This window comes from Dickeya zeae NCPPB 2538, assembly GCF_000406165.1.
GTDB classification, from domain to species: Bacteria; Pseudomonadota; Gammaproteobacteria; order Enterobacterales; family Enterobacteriaceae; genus Dickeya; species Dickeya zeae.
The window spans coordinates 1,049,716-1,065,040 of sequence record NZ_CM001977.1; the positions used below are offsets into that span (position 1 = coordinate 1,049,716).

14 protein-coding genes are annotated in these 15,325 nt (G+C 54.1%); 12 read left to right on the plus strand and 2 right to left on the minus strand.

Annotated elements, in window-relative coordinates; translation table 11 throughout:
- Nucleotides 1–167 precede the first annotated feature (167 nt).
- From phoB to proY, 6 genes are all read left to right on the plus strand, one after another.
- Nucleotides 168–857, plus strand: coding sequence for a phosphate response regulator transcription factor PhoB (gene phoB, locus DZE2538_RS04725; RefSeq protein WP_012883719.1), 690 nt, complete (start codon nucleotides 168–170; stop codon nucleotides 855–857).
- Nucleotides 858–884: 27 nt separating this feature from the next.
- Nucleotides 885–2,207 carry a phosphate regulon sensor histidine kinase PhoR gene (gene phoR, locus DZE2538_RS04730; RefSeq protein ID WP_019844674.1) on the plus strand — a complete coding sequence of 441 codons (1,323 nt, stop codon included), beginning with the start codon at nucleotides 885–887 and terminating at the stop codon, nucleotides 2,205–2,207.
- Nucleotides 2,208–2,304: 97 nt separating this feature from the next.
- Nucleotides 2,305–3,279 carry a PstS family phosphate ABC transporter substrate-binding protein gene (locus DZE2538_RS04735; RefSeq protein ID WP_038915721.1) on the plus strand — a complete coding sequence of 325 codons (975 nt, stop codon included), beginning with the start codon at nucleotides 2,305–2,307 and terminating at the stop codon, nucleotides 3,277–3,279.
- A gap of 231 nt (nucleotides 3,280–3,510) precedes the next feature.
- The gene (locus tag DZE2538_RS04740) at nucleotides 3,511–4,626 is read left to right on the plus strand and encodes a cobalamin-independent methionine synthase II family protein (RefSeq protein ID WP_023639141.1); all 1,116 of its coding nucleotides are present in this window, start codon (nucleotides 3,511–3,513) and stop codon (nucleotides 4,624–4,626) included.
- Between the two features lie 397 nt (nucleotides 4,627–5,023).
- Entirely contained in the window at nucleotides 5,024–6,343 is a 1,320-nt protein-coding gene (gene brnQ / locus DZE2538_RS04745; protein WP_038915723.1) for a branched-chain amino acid transport system II carrier protein, read from the plus strand.
- Between the two features lie 99 nt (nucleotides 6,344–6,442).
- Nucleotides 6,443–7,792: a proline-specific permease ProY gene (gene proY / locus DZE2538_RS04750; RefSeq protein ID WP_038917107.1), complete on the plus strand. Its 1,350-nt coding sequence runs from the start codon at nucleotides 6,443–6,445 to the stop codon at nucleotides 7,790–7,792.
- A gap of 95 nt (nucleotides 7,793–7,887) precedes the next feature.
- Here proY and DZE2538_RS04755 read toward each other — a convergent pair whose 3' ends face one another.
- Together DZE2538_RS04755 and DZE2538_RS04760 are read right to left on the minus strand one after the other, a co-directional pair.
- Nucleotides 7,888–8,490 carry a peroxiredoxin C gene (locus DZE2538_RS04755; RefSeq protein ID WP_012883729.1) on the minus strand — a complete coding sequence of 201 codons (603 nt, stop codon included), beginning with the start codon at nucleotides 8,488–8,490 and terminating at the stop codon, nucleotides 7,888–7,890.
- A gap of 188 nt (nucleotides 8,491–8,678) precedes the next feature.
- Entirely contained in the window at nucleotides 8,679–9,284 is a 606-nt protein-coding gene (locus DZE2538_RS04760; protein WP_038915724.1) for an ACP phosphodiesterase, read from the minus strand.
- A 162-nt stretch (nucleotides 9,285–9,446) separates the two neighbouring features.
- Here DZE2538_RS04760 and queA point away from each other — a divergent pair, with 162 nt between their 5' ends.
- The 6 genes from queA to DZE2538_RS20610 all read left to right on the plus strand — a co-directional run.
- On the plus strand, nucleotides 9,447–10,514 hold the full coding sequence (gene queA / locus DZE2538_RS04765; protein WP_038915725.1) for a tRNA preQ1(34) S-adenosylmethionine ribosyltransferase-isomerase QueA: 1,068 nt from the start codon (nucleotides 9,447–9,449) through the stop codon (nucleotides 10,512–10,514).
- A gap of 88 nt (nucleotides 10,515–10,602) precedes the next feature.
- Nucleotides 10,603–11,766, plus strand: coding sequence for a tRNA guanosine(34) transglycosylase Tgt (tgt, locus tag DZE2538_RS04770; RefSeq protein ID WP_012883732.1), 1,164 nt, complete (start codon nucleotides 10,603–10,605; stop codon nucleotides 11,764–11,766).
- A gap of 66 nt (nucleotides 11,767–11,832) precedes the next feature.
- Complete coding sequence (gene yajC / locus DZE2538_RS04775; protein ID WP_015854583.1) at nucleotides 11,833–12,168, plus strand: preprotein translocase subunit YajC; 336 nt, start codon at nucleotides 11,833–11,835, stop codon at nucleotides 12,166–12,168.
- Nucleotides 12,169–12,196: 28 nt separating this feature from the next.
- Nucleotides 12,197–14,044, plus strand: a complete 1,848-nt coding sequence (gene secD / locus DZE2538_RS04780) for a protein translocase subunit SecD (RefSeq protein WP_071603559.1) — start codon at nucleotides 12,197–12,199, stop codon at nucleotides 14,042–14,044.
- 10 nt (nucleotides 14,045–14,054) lie between these two features.
- A complete protein-coding gene (gene secF, locus DZE2538_RS04785; RefSeq protein WP_038913355.1) occupies nucleotides 14,055–15,026 on the plus strand; it encodes a protein translocase subunit SecF in 972 nt (323 codons plus the stop codon).
- 128 nt (nucleotides 15,027–15,154) lie between these two features.
- A partial coding sequence (locus DZE2538_RS20610; protein ID WP_201765546.1) for a transposase domain-containing protein occupies nucleotides 15,155–15,325 on the plus strand: 171 nt, incomplete at its 3' end.

Consider the following 15,325-nt stretch of genomic DNA (forward strand, 5'->3'; position numbering starts at 1 on the left):
GAACATGGCAACATAGCGTGGTAGGGCGGAGAAAATCAGCCGGGTGGAGGTGCTGGTAAGGCCGCGTCAGGGGCGTGGTTTGTCGGGGGATTTTTCATAAATCTGTCATAAAACTGACGCATAATGCACACCGCACGCTAACCGTGACGATTAACGGCAGGATTGATATGGCAAGACGTATTTTGGTGGTGGAAGATGAAGCGCCGATTCGCGAGATGGTGTGCTTCGTGCTTGAGCAGAACGGCTATCAGCCGGTTGAGGCCGAGGATTACGACAGCGCGGTGAACCGCCTGGCTGAACCTTATCCTGAACTGGTGCTGCTGGACTGGATGCTGCCCGGCGGGTCCGGTTTACAGTTTATCAAGCACATGAAACGTGAAGCACTGACGCGGGATATTCCGGTCATGATGCTGACGGCCCGTGGTGAAGAAGAAGATCGTGTGCGCGGTCTTGAAGTCGGTGCCGATGATTACATCACCAAACCGTTTTCACCGAAAGAGTTGGTGGCGCGCATCAAAGCGGTAATGCGTCGGATTTCGCCGATGGCGGTGGAAGAAGTGATCGAAATGCGTGGCTTAAGCCTGGATCCTTCCTCTCACCGGGTGACCACGGAAGAGCACGCGCTGGACATGGGGCCGACGGAGTTCAAACTGCTGCACTTCTTTATGACTCACCCTGAACGGGTATATAGTCGTGAGCAGTTGCTGAATCACGTGTGGGGCACTAACGTTTATGTTGAGGATCGTACTGTGGATGTCCATATCCGCCGTCTGCGCAAGGCGTTGGAGACCAGTGGACACGACAAGATGGTTCAGACCGTTCGGGGAACTGGATACCGTTTCTCAACACGTTATTGATAGCGTGAGTCCCGGAGAAAATCTGACGTGCTAGAACGTTTGTCCTGGAAAAAGCTGGCGCTGGAGCTGGCTTTTTTTTGTTTGCCCGGCTTATTACTGGGGCTGATTATCGGTTATCTGCCCTGGTTTCTACTGGCGTCGGTACTGACGGCGCTGTGCTGGAACTTCTATAACCAACTGCGCTTGTCCTACTGGCTGTGGGTCGACCGCAGTATGACCCCACCGCCCGGCCGCTGGAGCTGGGAGCCTTTGTTCTACGGTTTGTACCAAATGCAGTTGCGTAATCGCCGTCGTCGGCGCGAACTGGCACTGCTGATCAAACGTTTCCGCAGTGGGGCTGAATCGCTGCCGGATGCGGTGGTCATCACCACCGAAGAGGGCGTCATCATTTGGTGTAACCGGCTGGCGCAGCACCTGCTGAGTTTTCGCTGGCCGGAAGATAATGGTCAGAATATCCTCAACTTGTTGCGCTACCCGGAATTTACCCAGTATATGCAACAGCAAGATTTCAGCCGCCCGCTGACGCTGACGCTGAAAAACGCCCACCATGTCGAATTCCGGGTGATGCCGTATTCCGAAGGGCAGTTGCTGATGGTGGCGCGTGATGTCACCCAAATGCACCAACTCGAAGGGGCACGGCGTAACTTTTTCGCCAACGTCAGCCATGAGCTGCGCACGCCGTTGACGGTGTTGCAAGGCTATCTGGAAATGATGAACGACGAATCGCTGGATGGTGCTTTGCAGGCTAAGGCGTTGCACACCATGCAGGAACAAACCCGCCGGATGGATGGGCTGGTGCGGCAACTGCTGACGCTGTCGCGTATTGAAGCCGCCGCGGCTATCGATCTTAGCGAGAAGGTGGATATTCCGCTGATGTTGCGAGTGCTCAAACGCGAAGCGGATACCTTGAGTCAGGGGCGTCATGAGATAGTGTTTCGCGTCAATGAACAGCTACAGGTGTTCGGCAACGAGGAGCAGTTGCGTAGTGCGGTGTCGAATTTGGTGTATAACGCGGTGAACCACACGCCTCAAGGCACGCGTATTGAGGTGTGCTGGCAGCAAACGCCGCAGGGCGCGCAGTTCCAGGTTAGCGATAACGGTCCGGGCATTGCCGCAGAACATCTTCCCCGTCTGACGGAACGTTTTTATCGTGTCGACAAAGCCCGTTCGCGCCAGACTGGCGGCAGTGGACTGGGGCTGGCTATCGTCAAACACGCACTCAGTCATCATGACTCTCGTCTGGAGATCCTCAGCGAAGAAGGGGCGGGATCCCGCTTTATGTTTACCTTGCCAAATCGGCTTATTGTCCGCTCAGTATTAAGTCAGAATGCTGTGAATCCGCTGCGCTAAGCCATGCGGCGGGGCTTGATTGTCCCCGCCGCAGTGCCGAGAATAGTGCGCTCTTGTTTTTCACTTCTTTCACTTTTCACTCCGATGGAAAACGCACATGAAACCCATCTATTACCTGTTTGCTTTGCTGTTGTGCCTGTCTGGTCAGCTTGCTGCTGCGCCGCAGGCGATGCTGGCAGGTAACCTTTCCAGTGCGGGTTCCGACACGCTGGCGAACCTGATGACGTTTTGGGCGGCGGATTTCAGCCAGCATCATCCTGGTGTCAATCTTCAGGTTCAGGCGGCGGGGTCATCCTCAGCGCCAACGGCGCTGGCAGCAGGGGCGGCGCAACTGGGGCCGATGAGCCGACCCATGAAAAGTAGCGAAATCGAAGCGTTCGAGCAGCATTATGGCTATGCGCCGACCGCGGTGCCGGTTGCGCTGGATGCACTGGTGGTATTGGTCAATCAGGATAACCCGTTAACCGGGTTGACGGTGCGCCAACTGGACGCCATTTTCTCCATAACCCGCCGCTGTGGCGCGGGGAAAACGGTACAGCGCTGGCAGGAGTTGGGGCTAAGCGGCGTCTGGCAACAGCGTTCGTTACTGCGTTATGGGCGTAATTCCGCGTCTGGCACATATGGTTTTTTCAAACAACAGGCGTTGTGTGGTGGTGATTTTCTGCCGCAGGTCAATGAGCTTCCCGGTTCTGCATCGGTAGTGCAGGCGGTGGCAGCATCGGTGAATGCCATCGGTTACGCCAGTATTGGTTTTCGCGCCAGCGGGGTGCGGGTGCTGGCACTGGCTGCCAGCGACAAAGACGACTACGTGTTACCGACCGCCGACACTATCCGTAGCGGACGTTATCCTTACACCCGCTATCTCTATATCTACGTGAATAAAGCGCCGGGCCAGCCGCTGGAGCCACTGACAGCCGCGTTTTTGGACCGGGTGCTGTCAGTGTCAGGGCAGGCGTTGGTCAGCCAGGACGGCTACCTGCCATTGCCAGAAATGGTGCGTGAGCAAACCAGACGATCGCTCGGTCTTGATGACCTGACGCCGGCGTCAATGAGCACTTCTGCAACAAATTGATGATAAAGATGAATATATTTCATGTGTCGTGAAAATTCCTCCATTGTCGTTGAGAAAAATGCATGACAGGATAGTTTTACTTTTAGCCGTCTGGATGGCTATAAAATTCAGTGGCGAAATTATTTTAGTTAAAAACTATTTCTTCTGAAAACTAATTCATCTAAAAATCGACTTGTCTGAAACCAAACGCCTGAAATCGGCTATTCGGGGTCAGACGTGCGGGAGCAAAACATGACACAAGCCCTTCCTCCGTTTCGTGCCGATGTGGTCGGCAGTTTGTTGCGTCCGGCGGCTATCAAGCAGGCCCGTTTACAGTTTCAGGCCGGTGAGATCGATGCCGCCGCGTTACGCCATGTCGAAGATCAGGAAATCCAGCGTGCTGTGGAATTGCAGCGTGCCGCAGGTCTGCAATTGGTAACCGATGGCGAATTCCGTCGTGCCTGGTGGCACTTTGATTTTTTCGACAGCCTCAATGGTGTGGAGCGTTATGAAGCGGAGCAGGGCATCCAGTTCACGGGTGTACAGACGAAAGCCCGTGGCGTAAAAGTTACCGGCAAGGTCAGCTTTAATCCCCAGCATCCGATGCTGGAGGATTTCCGTTTCCTCCAACGTGTGTCTGGCGACGCCGTTGCCAAAATGACGATCCCCAGCCCGAGTGTGTTGCACTTCCGTGGCGGTCGTAAAGTGATTGATAGTACTGTTTATCCTGATCTGGCCGACTACTTCGACGATCTGGCGCTGACCTGGCGTGATGCCATCCGTGCCTTTTATGACGCCGGTTGCCGTTATCTGCAACTGGACGATACGGTGTGGGCTTATCTGTGCTCTGAAGACCAGAGACGCCAGATTCGCGAGCGTGGTGATGACCCGGATTATCTGTGCCGTACCTATGCGCAAGTGCTTAATAAAGCGCTGGAAGGCAAACCGGACGATTTAGTGGTGGGCCTGCATGTCTGCCGTGGTAATTTCCGCTCTACCTGGATTTCCGAAGGGGGCTATGAACCTGTGGCGGAAACCCTGTTCGGGACAGTGAATGTGGATGCTTTTTTCCTCGAATACGATACCGAGCGGGCGGGTGGCTTTGAGCCGCTGCGCTTCATCAAGCCAGGTCATCAGAAAGTGGTGTTGGGGCTTATCACCACCAAAAACGGGCAATTGGAAAACGCCGATGACGTACAGAAACGCATCGCCGAAGCAACACGTTATGTAGCGCTGGACCAACTGTGCCTGAGCCCACAGTGTGGCTTTGCCTCGACCGAAGAGGGCAATACGTTGTCGGAAGAGCAGCAATGGGAAAAACTCAAACTGGTCGTGAATATCGCTAACCACGTCTGTCATTGCTGTTAGTCAGTGCGCTGTGCTTTTTTATAACGCCGATATGCCCTATCGGCGTTTTTTATTCCCATAAGTTTTTAATATGGTTATTTGTTGCTCTTTGTTGGAAATTTGAGCTTATCTTTCGCGCTGAAAACTATTTTCATGCACAAATCATGTATAGTCTGTGGGTGAAAATATAAATTCTAATGCTGACTTTATATTGAAGATCAGATTAATGTTCTGGTTTACCGATCACGTATTGCCTTTTATTGCTATAAACGTTTTACTTAGCCCCCATTAACGCTGTGCAATAAAACCTCACATCATAATCCTGCACATCGCACGGCTCCCGCTTCTTGCGTGCGCCGCTTTACGCGCCCGGTTTATGCCGGCAACACCATTTTTACAGGCAACAACAACATACATTATGAGTCATCGTTTAACTTCCAAAGATATCGTGGCATTGGGCTTCATGACCTTTGCCTTGTTCGTCGGTGCCGGGAATATCATTTTCCCACCGATGGTCGGTCAACAGGCTGGCGAACACGTGTGGGTCGCCGCACTCGGTTTTCTGATTACCGCTGTCGGCTTGCCGGTGTTGACGGTGATAGCACTGGCGCGTGTAGGTGGTGGTATTGATACGCTCAGTAGCCCGATCGGCAAGAAAGCCGGTGTACTGTTGGCGACGGTCTGCTATCTGGCGGTAGGGCCGTTGTTTGCTACGCCGCGTACCGCGACGGTCTCGTTCGAGGTCGGTATTGCGCCGCTGGTGGGTGAGGGCGCGACGCCTCTGCTGGTTTACAGCCTGATCTACTTCGCTATCGTGATCGCGATTTCGCTCTATCCCGGCCGCCTGTTGGATACCGTTGGCCACATTCTGGCACCGGTGAAAATTATCGCCCTGACGGTGCTGGGGATTGCCGCGTTGGTATGGCCGGCAGGCACGCCAGCGCCGACTGCGGAAGCCTATCAGCAGGTGCCATTTTCCACCGGTTTCGTGAATGGCTATTTGACCATGGATACGCTGGGCGCGCTGGTGTTCGGTATCGTCATCGTCAATGCGGCCCGTTCCCGTGGCGTGAGTGATGCTGGGTTGTTAACCCGTTACACCATTCTGGCCGGTCTGATTGCGGGGCTGGGATTAACGCTGGTTTATCTGAGCCTGTTCCACCTCGGTTCTTTCAGCGGCTCGCTGGTGCCGAACGCGCAAAACGGTGCTGAAATCCTGCATGCGTATGTACAGTACACCTTTGGTAACATGGGCAGCAGTTTCCTGGCGTTGCTGATCTTCATTGCTTGTATGGTCACTGCGGTCGGGTTGACTTGCGCTTGTGCTGAATTCTTCGCGCAGTACCTGCCATTGTCTTACCGTGCACTGGTGTTTGTGCTGGGGCTGTTCTCGATGGTGGTGTCCAATCTCGGGCTGAGCCACCTGATTCAACTGTCTGTGCCGGTGTTGACCGCTATTTATCCGCCGTGCATCGTGCTGGTGCTGCTGAGTTTTACCCGTCGTTGGTGGAATAACAGCACGCATGTTATTGCTCCTGTGATGCTGGTCAGTCTGGTCTTTGGCCTGCTGGACGGCGTCAAGTCGTCGGCTTTTCAGTCATTACTGCCCGGCTGGACACAGAGCCTGCCGATGAGCGAGCAGGGGCTGGCCTGGTTGCCGCCATCCTTACTCATTCTGCTGGTAGTAGGGATTTATGACCGCATCACCGGTCGTCAGGAAGTCACGGCACATTCCTGAGTGGCAGTGGAACGGATGCTTTTCACCACAGGCGTTTGCCTGTGGTTTTTTCGTTTATAAAGACAGGGTTGCTCATTTATGGAACAACAATCCAAACCTATGGAACAACAATCCAAACTCAAGCGTGGCTTAAGTACGCGGCATATTCGTTTTATCGCGCTGGGCTCCGCTATTGGTACCGGATTGTTTTACGGCTCGGCCAGCGCTATTCAGATGGCTGGTCCTAGCGTACTGCTGGCGTATCTGATTGGTGGCGTGTTCGCTTATATCATTATGCGGGCACTGGGAGAGATGTCTGTTAGCAATCCGCAAGCCAGTTCTTTTTCCCGTTATGCCCGCGATTATCTCGGCCCGTTGGCTGGCTATATCACCGGGTGGACCTACTGCTTTGAGATGCTGATCGTCGCGATTGCCGATGTGACCGCTTTCGGCATTTACATGGGGGTTTGGTTTCCGGAGGTGCCGCACTGGATTTGGGTATTAAGCGTGGTGCTGATTATCGGTGCCATCAACCTGATGAATGTGAAAGTGTTTGGCGAACTGGAGTTCTGGTTTTCGTTTTTCAAGGTCGCGACCATTGTGGTCATGATCGTGGCCGGGGTTGGCATCATCGTTTGGGGGATTGGCAACGGCGGCGAGCCTACTGGTATCCATAATCTATGGAGTAACGGCGGTTTCTTCAGTAACGGTGTGATGGGAATGATCCTGTCATTGCAGATGGTGATGTTTGCCTATGGTGGTGTCGAGATCATCGGGATCACCGCGGGTGAAGCTAAAGAACCGCACAAGTCCATTCCGCGCGCCATCAACTCTGTACCCTGGCGTATTCTGGTATTCTACGTCGGCACCCTGTTCGTGATTATGTCGATTTACCCGTGGAATCAGGTGGGGACCAACGGTAGTCCGTTTGTGCTGACCTTCCAGCACATGGGCATCACGGCGGCAGCCGGTATCCTGAATTTCGTGGTAATCACCGCTTCGCTGTCTGCCATCAACAGTGATGTGTTTGGCGTGGGGCGTATGTTGCACGGCATGGCGGAGCAAGGCCATGCACCACAGGTGTTCGCCCGGTTGTCCCGTCGTGGCACCCCATGGGTAACGGTGGTGGTGATGGTGCTGGCGTTGCTGGTGGCGGTGTACCTCAACTACATCATGCCGGAGAAAGTGTTTTTGGTGATTGCGTCGCTAGCCACCTTTGCCACCGTATGGGTATGGATCATGATCCTGTGCTCACAGATTGCGTTTCGCCGCAAACTGAACCGCGAGCAGGTGAACGCGCTGGCGTTTCCTCTGCCGGGCGGTGCGGCGACCGCAGTGGTTGGCGTGGTGTTCCTGGTCTTTATCATCGGCCTGATTGGTTATTTCCCGGATACGCGCATTGCGCTGTACGCAGGGATGGTGTGGATCCTGCTGTTGCTGGCAAGCTACGCCCTTCGCCGTCGGCGCTGAGTCGTCGTGTCGTGGATTGCCCCTCATTACAGGATGACGGGCATAAAAAAGCCAGCGGCAAGACCGCTGGCTGATGCCTGAATAGCGAGAGCTGATTACAGGTTGTTGGCGTTTTCTTTCAGGTATTTTGCTACGCCGTCCGGGGAAGCGCCCATACCGGCTTTACCTTTTTCCCACTGAGCCGGGCACACTTCGCCGTGCTCTTCATGGAATTGCAGCGCATCGACCATACGCAGCATTTCATCGATGTTACGACCCAGCGGCAGATCGTTCACGACCTGATGACGCACGATGCCGTTTTTGTCGATCAGGAAAGAACCGCGCAGCGCCACTCCCGCTTCCGGATGTTCGATACCGTAGGCTTTCTGGATTTCGCGTTTAATGTCAGCGACCATCGCGTATTTCACTTCGCCGATACCGCCGTTGTCGACTGGGGTTTTACGCCAGGCGTTGTGTACGAATTCAGAGTCAAAAGACACACCAACCACTTCAACGCCACGTTTCTTAAACTCTTCGTAGCGGTGATCGAAGGCGATCAGCTCAGACGGACATACGAAAGTGAAGTCCATCGGCCAAAAGAAGATCACAGCCGCTTTACCGTTGATGTGTTTCTTCAGATTGAAATTCTCAACGATTTCCCCACTTCCCAGTACGGCGGCGGCAGTGAAGTCAGGGGCAGGACGAGTTACCAGGACCATAATTACTCCTGTAAATAGCTGTTAATGATAGGTGAATGTAGTAAACGCCGTAAGTATAGGTACAGCCTGCCAGTGAATAAAGCAAAAGCGACCAATCAATAAGATAGCTTTTGCCTATCGGAACAATTGATGATCCTTTTCACTGACGTGGGAACAGCCTGGCGCGCTGTCCCTCCTTTTATCCTGTGTTACTGTGCGGCGTTAGCCGGGCCATCCAACTGACCTGTTTTTGCCAGATGCATCATACGAGGATAGAACTGCCAGAATAATGTTTCAAATTGATGGTAGCCACGCTCAATATCGATAAATGAGCCAGAAAGCGTTGCCAGCTTCGGCCTTCGCACTGACATACGGTGCAGCACCTCGGCGATAAACGGCAACTCGGCATAGCGTTCCAGCCAGCGTTCCGGCCACAAGTAATGATTCAGATTACGAAAGCGCTCCGGGGTGTCAGGCAGGTGGGGGGCGATTTGCTGTTCTGCCTCGCTGACGAAGTGCGTCAGAGGTGTTGCCGGTTCTATCATCGACCAATGGCGAGCCAGAAAATGATCCCACAGCACATCCAGCGCGATGGGCGCGACCCGGCGATAGTCCGCGCTGAAATGGCGGCAGGCCGTGCGCACCTCCGGCAAACTGTCGGTCAGTACATCAACACGCCGGTGCAGGCGAATACCGGCGACCATCTCGGGTGGGTAAAGCTCATCGGGGTTACCACGCACAAAGTCTGCCATCAGGTTTCCGGTCAGCGAGCTTTGCGCCAGCGTGGCGAGATGCAGATGTGCAAGAAAATTCATGGCGTCGACGCGCACTCCCACAAGGCATAAAAAATAGGATGAGTGCGGCAAGTATAGAGGAAGGTGGGGGGATGTCCCGCTTATTTCTTGCAGCCGGTCCCGACGGGCTCTAGACTAAGCCGCTTCGTTTGTTCCACTGTGCCGAAATGTAAGTGAATAGTCATGCGTGTTGCCGATTTTTCGTTTGAATTGCCTGAATCCCTGATTGCCCGCTATCCGCAGGCACAACGTAGCGGTTGCCGACTGTTATCGCTGGATGGCCCGACAGGCGCGGTCGCGCACGGCGTATTTACCGATCTGCTCGATAAACTCCAGCCTGGTGACCTGCTGGTGTTTAACAACACCCGGGTGATTCCAGCGCGCCTGTTTGGCCGTAAGGCCAGCGGCGGCAAGCTGGAAGTGCTGGTAGAACGCATGCTGGATGATAAGCGTGTGCTGGCGCATGTACGCGCTTCCAAGGCACCTAAACCCGGTACAGCGCTGTTGCTCGGCGAAGACGAGAGCGTGAAAGCGACCATGCTGGCGCGCCATGACGCCTTGTTTGAGATTCAGTTCGATGATACGCGCGATGTGTTGACCATTCTCAATGACATCGGGCACATGCCGCTGCCACCCTATATCGACCGTCCGGATGAAGCCGCAGACCGTGAGCTTTACCAGACTGTGTACAGTCAGCGCCCAGGTGCGGTGGCAGCACCCACCGCGGGTCTGCATTTTGATGAGCCGTTGCTGGCTGCTCTGAAAGAAAAAGGCGTGGAAATGGCCTTCGTGACTCTGCATGTTGGTGCCGGTACCTTCCAGCCGGTGCGGGTTGAGTCTATCGAAGACCATGTGATGCATGCCGAGTATGCCGAAGTGCCGCAGACGGTAGTGGATGCGGTACTGGCCTGTAAAGCGCGCGGCAATCGCGTAATCGCCGTCGGTACCACGTCGGTGCGCTCGTTGGAAAGTGCGGCTCAGGCCAGTGCGGAAGCTGTGATCGCCCCGTTTTTCGGCGATACCCGCATCTTCATCTATCCCGGTTATCACTATCAGGTGGTGGATGCGCTGGTGACCAATTTCCATTTACCGGAATCGACGTTGATTATGTTGGTGTCGGCGTTTGCGGGTTACCGCCATACGATGGATGCTTACCATCAGGCGGTGGCTGAGCAATACCGCTTTTTCAGTTACGGTGATGCCATGTTCATCACCCGTAACCCGTCGGCGGAACAGGAACAAGTGGGATAATCCGCCGCCTAACTTTTTCATACCGCAGGCCAGGTTCTGTGGGTATATCAATGATGCCATCAGACTGTTTTCTGATGCTGGAGGTTAAGTGAAGTACGAACTGTTGCAAACGGACGGCCGCGCGCGCCGTGGTCGTCTGGTTTTTGAACGTGGTGTGGTGGAAACCCCGGCATTTATGCCCGTCGGGACCTATGGCACCGTCAAAGGGATGACGCCGGAAGAAGTTAAAGAGACCGGTGCCCAGATAATCTTAGGTAACACCTTCCACCTGTGGTTACGCCCGGGGCAGGAAATTATGAAGCGGCATGGCGATCTGCATGATTTTATGCAGTGGCATGGCCCGATCCTGACCGATTCCGGTGGTTTTCAGGTATTTAGTCTCGGCGATATCCGCAAGATTACCGAAGAGGGGGTACATTTCCGCAACCCGATCAATGGTGACGCCATTTTCCTGAGCCCGGAAAAATCCATGGAAATTCAGTACGATCTCGGTTCCGATATCGTGATGATTTTCGACGAGTGTACGCCTTACCCCGCAGACTGGGACTATGCCAAACGGTCGATGGAGATGTCGTTACGTTGGGCGAAGCGCAGTCGCCAGCGTTTTGACGAATTAAGCAACAAAAACGCGCTGTTCGGCATCGTTCAGGGCAGTGTTTACGAAGATTTACGTGATGTGTCGGTAAAAGGGCTGGTGGACATCGGTTTTGATGGTTACGCTGTGGGCGGCCTCGCGGTCGGCGAGCCGAAGGCCGATATGCACCGTATTCTGGAGCATGTCTGTCCTCAGTTGCCGACGGATAAACCCCGTTACCTGATGGGGGTAGGCAAACCGGAAGATTTGGTGGAAGGGGTTCGCCGCGGTATCGACATGTTTGACTGCGTAATGCCGACGCGCAACGCTCGTAACGGCCATCTGTTCGTGACGGACGGCGTGGTCAAAATTCGTAATGCCAAACATAAAGACGACACCGGACCGCTGGATGAGCACTGTGATTGCTACACGTGTCGCAATTATAGCCGTGCCTACTTGCACCACCTCGACCGTTGTAACGAAATACTCGGCGCGCGCCTCAATACCATCCATAACCTGCGCTATTATCAGCGCCTGATGGCGGGTTTACGCCAGGCTATCGGGGAAGGTAGATTAGAGAGCTTTGTGGCTGAGTTTTACCAGCGCATCGGTAAACCGGTTCCGCCGTTGGCCGATAGCGCGGCGGGAAATGACCATGAAGGTCATGTACCGCAATAAGCACGTTTGCGTGGCATGAACGTTTTATAGATAACTGTTGTTTTGATAACTAAAGAGGACATTTAAATGAGTTTTTTCATTTCCGACGCTGTGGCAGCAACTGCAGGTGCTCCGGCTCAAGGAAGCCCGTACTCTCTGGTGATTATGCTGGCCGTGTTCGGTCTGATTTTTTACTTCATGATCCTGCGCCCTCAGCAAAAACGTGCCAAGGAACACAAGAAGTTGATGGATTCGATCGGCAAAGGTGATGAAGTGCTGACTAACGGCGGTCTGGTTGGGCGTGTGACCAAAGTGGCTGATAACGGATTTATCACCATTGCCCTGAACGACACCAACGAAGTCGTGATCAAGCGCGATTACGTGACGTCCGTACTGCCGAAGGGTACCATGAAGGCCCTGTAATTTTTCGACTTTCCCGAAGGGAACTACCGTGTTAAACCGCTATCCTCTGTGGAAGTACCTGATGCTGATCGTGACGATCGTCGTCGGTCTGCTCTACGCACTTCCTAACCTGTATGGTGAGGATCCGGCAATTCAGGTCACTGGCGCGCGAGGAACCGCCGCCAGTGAATCTACGCTGGTCCAGATCCAGAATGTTTTGCAAGAACAACATATCGCCAGCAAATCTATTGCGCTGGAAAACGGTGCTATTCTCGCACGCTTCTCTACACCGGACATCCAGCTTCGTGCTCGTGAAGTGCTGGTGAGTGCGTTGGGCGAGAAATACGTGGTTGCCCTAAACCTGGCGCCTGCTACGCCTACCTGGCTGAGAATGCTGGGAGCGGAACCGATGAAACTGGGTCTTGACCTGCGTGGCGGTGTGCACTTCCTGATGGAAGTGGATATGGATACCGCGTTAGGCAAGTTGCAGGAACAGACCATGGATTCCCTGCGCAGCGATCTGCGCGAGAAAGGCATCCAATATGCGTCTGTTCGTAAAGCAGATAATTATGGCGTGGAAATTCTGTTCCGCGACGGTCAACTGCGTGACAACGCCGTGAACTACCTGACTCCGCGCCATCGCGATCTGGTGTTCAACAATAGCGGCAGTGATGCGCTGCGTGCGGTGATGAGTGATGCGCGGCTGAGCGAAGCCCGCGAATACGCGGTACAGCAGAACATCAACATCCTGCGAAACCGTGTCAACCAGCTTGGTGTGGCAGAACCACTGGTACAGCGTCAGGGTGCTGACCGTATCGTGGTAGAGCTGCCGGGTATTCAGGACACGGCGCGTGCGAAAGAAATTCTGGGCGCGACCGCCACACTGGAATTCCGTCTGGTAAACAGCAATGTTGACCCAGCGGCGTTAGCCAGCGGTCGTGTGCCGGGCGATACCGAAGTCATGAACATGCGTGACGGTGGCCCGATCGCCTTGTACAAACGCGTGATTCTTACCGGCGACCATATTACCGACTCTACCTCCGGTAATGATGAATACAACCGTCCGCAGGTCAATATCTCGCTTGATAGCGCTGGCGGCAACATGATGTCCAATTTCACCAAGGACAACATCGGTAAACCGATGGCGACCCTGTTTGTGGAATACAAGGATAGTGGTAAGAAAGACGCCAACGGTCGCGCGATTCTGGAAAAACAGGAAGAGGTGATTAACGTCGCCACTATCCAGTCACGTCTGGGCAATAGCTTCCGTATTACTGGTATCGACAACCCGAACGAAGCGCGCCAGCTGTCACTGCTGCTGCGTGCCGGTGCGCTGATTGCGCCGATTCAGATTGTAGAAGAACGTACCATCGGCCCGACGCTGGGGATGCAAAACATCACTCAGGGGCTGGAAGCCTGTCTGGCAGGTCTGGCGGTGTCTATCCTGTTCATGATCTTCTTCTATAAGAAGTTCGGCCTGATTGCGACTTCTGCGCTGTTGCTGAACCTGGTGCTGGTGGTCGGGGTGATGTCGCTGTTGCCAGGGGCAACGCTGACCATGCCAGGTATTGCGGGTATCGTGTTAACCCTTGCGGTGGCGGTGGATGCCAACGTACTGATTAACGAGCGTATCAAAGAAGAACTCAGCAACGGACGCTCTGTGCAGCAGGCGATCGATGAAGGGTACCGGGGGGCATTTAGCTCCATCTTTGATGCCAACGTCACGACGCTGATTAAAGTCATTATCCTGTATGCGGTGGGCACCGGCTCGATTAAAGGCTTTGCTATCACGACCGGTATTGGTGTAGCGACATCCATGTTTACCGCTATCGTTGGAACCCGTGCCATCGTAAACCTGCTGTACGGCGGCAAGCGCATCAAAAAGCTGTCTATCTGAGGAGTGCGTTGTGGCACAGGAATATACTGTTGAACAATTGAACTACGGCCGTAAAGTGTATGACTTTATGCGCTGGGACTACTGGGCCTTCGCGTTGTCCGGTCTGCTGTTGATCCTGTCTATCGTCGTGATGGGCGTGCGCGGTTTCAACTGGGGGCTGGATTTCACCGGTGGTACGGTTATTGAGATTTCGCTTGAGAAATCGGTCGATCTGGAGCAGATGCGAGAAGCGCTGCAAAAGGCTGGCTTTGCCGATCCACTGGTGCAGAACTTCGGTAGCAGTCGTGACATCATGGTGCGTATGCCGCCTGCTCACGATGAATCTGGCGGCCAGGCTCTGGGTAGCAAGGTGGTTAACGTCATCAACGCGTCAACCAGCCAGAATGCGGTCGTTAAACGCATTGAGTTCGTTGGGCCAAGTGTGGGGGCGGATCTGGCGCAGACCGGTGCGATGGCACTGATGGCGGCGTTAATCTGTATCCTTATCTACGTCGGCTTCCGTTTCGAATGGCGTTTGGCGGCAGGGGTGGTTATCGCGTTGGCGCATGACGTGATCATCACGATGGGGGTGCTGTCGTTATTCAATATTGAAATCGACCTGACCATTGTGGCGTCGTTAATGTCGGTCATCGGTTACTCGTTGAACGACAGTATCGTGGTGTCTGACCGTATTCGTGAAAACTTCCGCAAAATTCGTCGTGGAACGCCTTACGAAATCTTCAACGTGTCACTGACCCAAACGCTGCACCGTACCTTAATCACATCAGGAACCACCCTGGTGGTGATCCTGATGTTGTACCTGTTCGGTGGCGCGATGCTGAAAGGGTTCTCGCTGACGATGCTGATCGGTGTGACCATCGGTACGGCGTCTTCCATCTATGTGGCTTCCGCGCTGGCGCTTAAGCTGGGTATGAAGCGTGAGCACATGTTGGTACAGAAAGTGGAAAAAGAAGGTGCGGATCAGCCGTCGCTGTTGCCGTAACCCTGTTTGCACTTGCGCTTTGGTAACGAAAAACCCGCCGTCCGGCTAATGCCGATCGTTTAAGGATCGGTTGACCGATCCGGTGGCTGATGTAAAAAGGGTTCATGTCTTCACATGGACCCTTTTTAATGGAACTTTCACAGGCCCTCGGCATTATCAACCTTACCGCTCCCGATGAAGTTCAGAGTCTTGCCGACCTCCTTTCCCCCGACCTTATTCAGCAGGCCTTTACCCTCACGGATACCGTGACGCTACGTAAGCGTAAGCTTCCCCTCGAATCCATGGTCTGGCTGGTTATA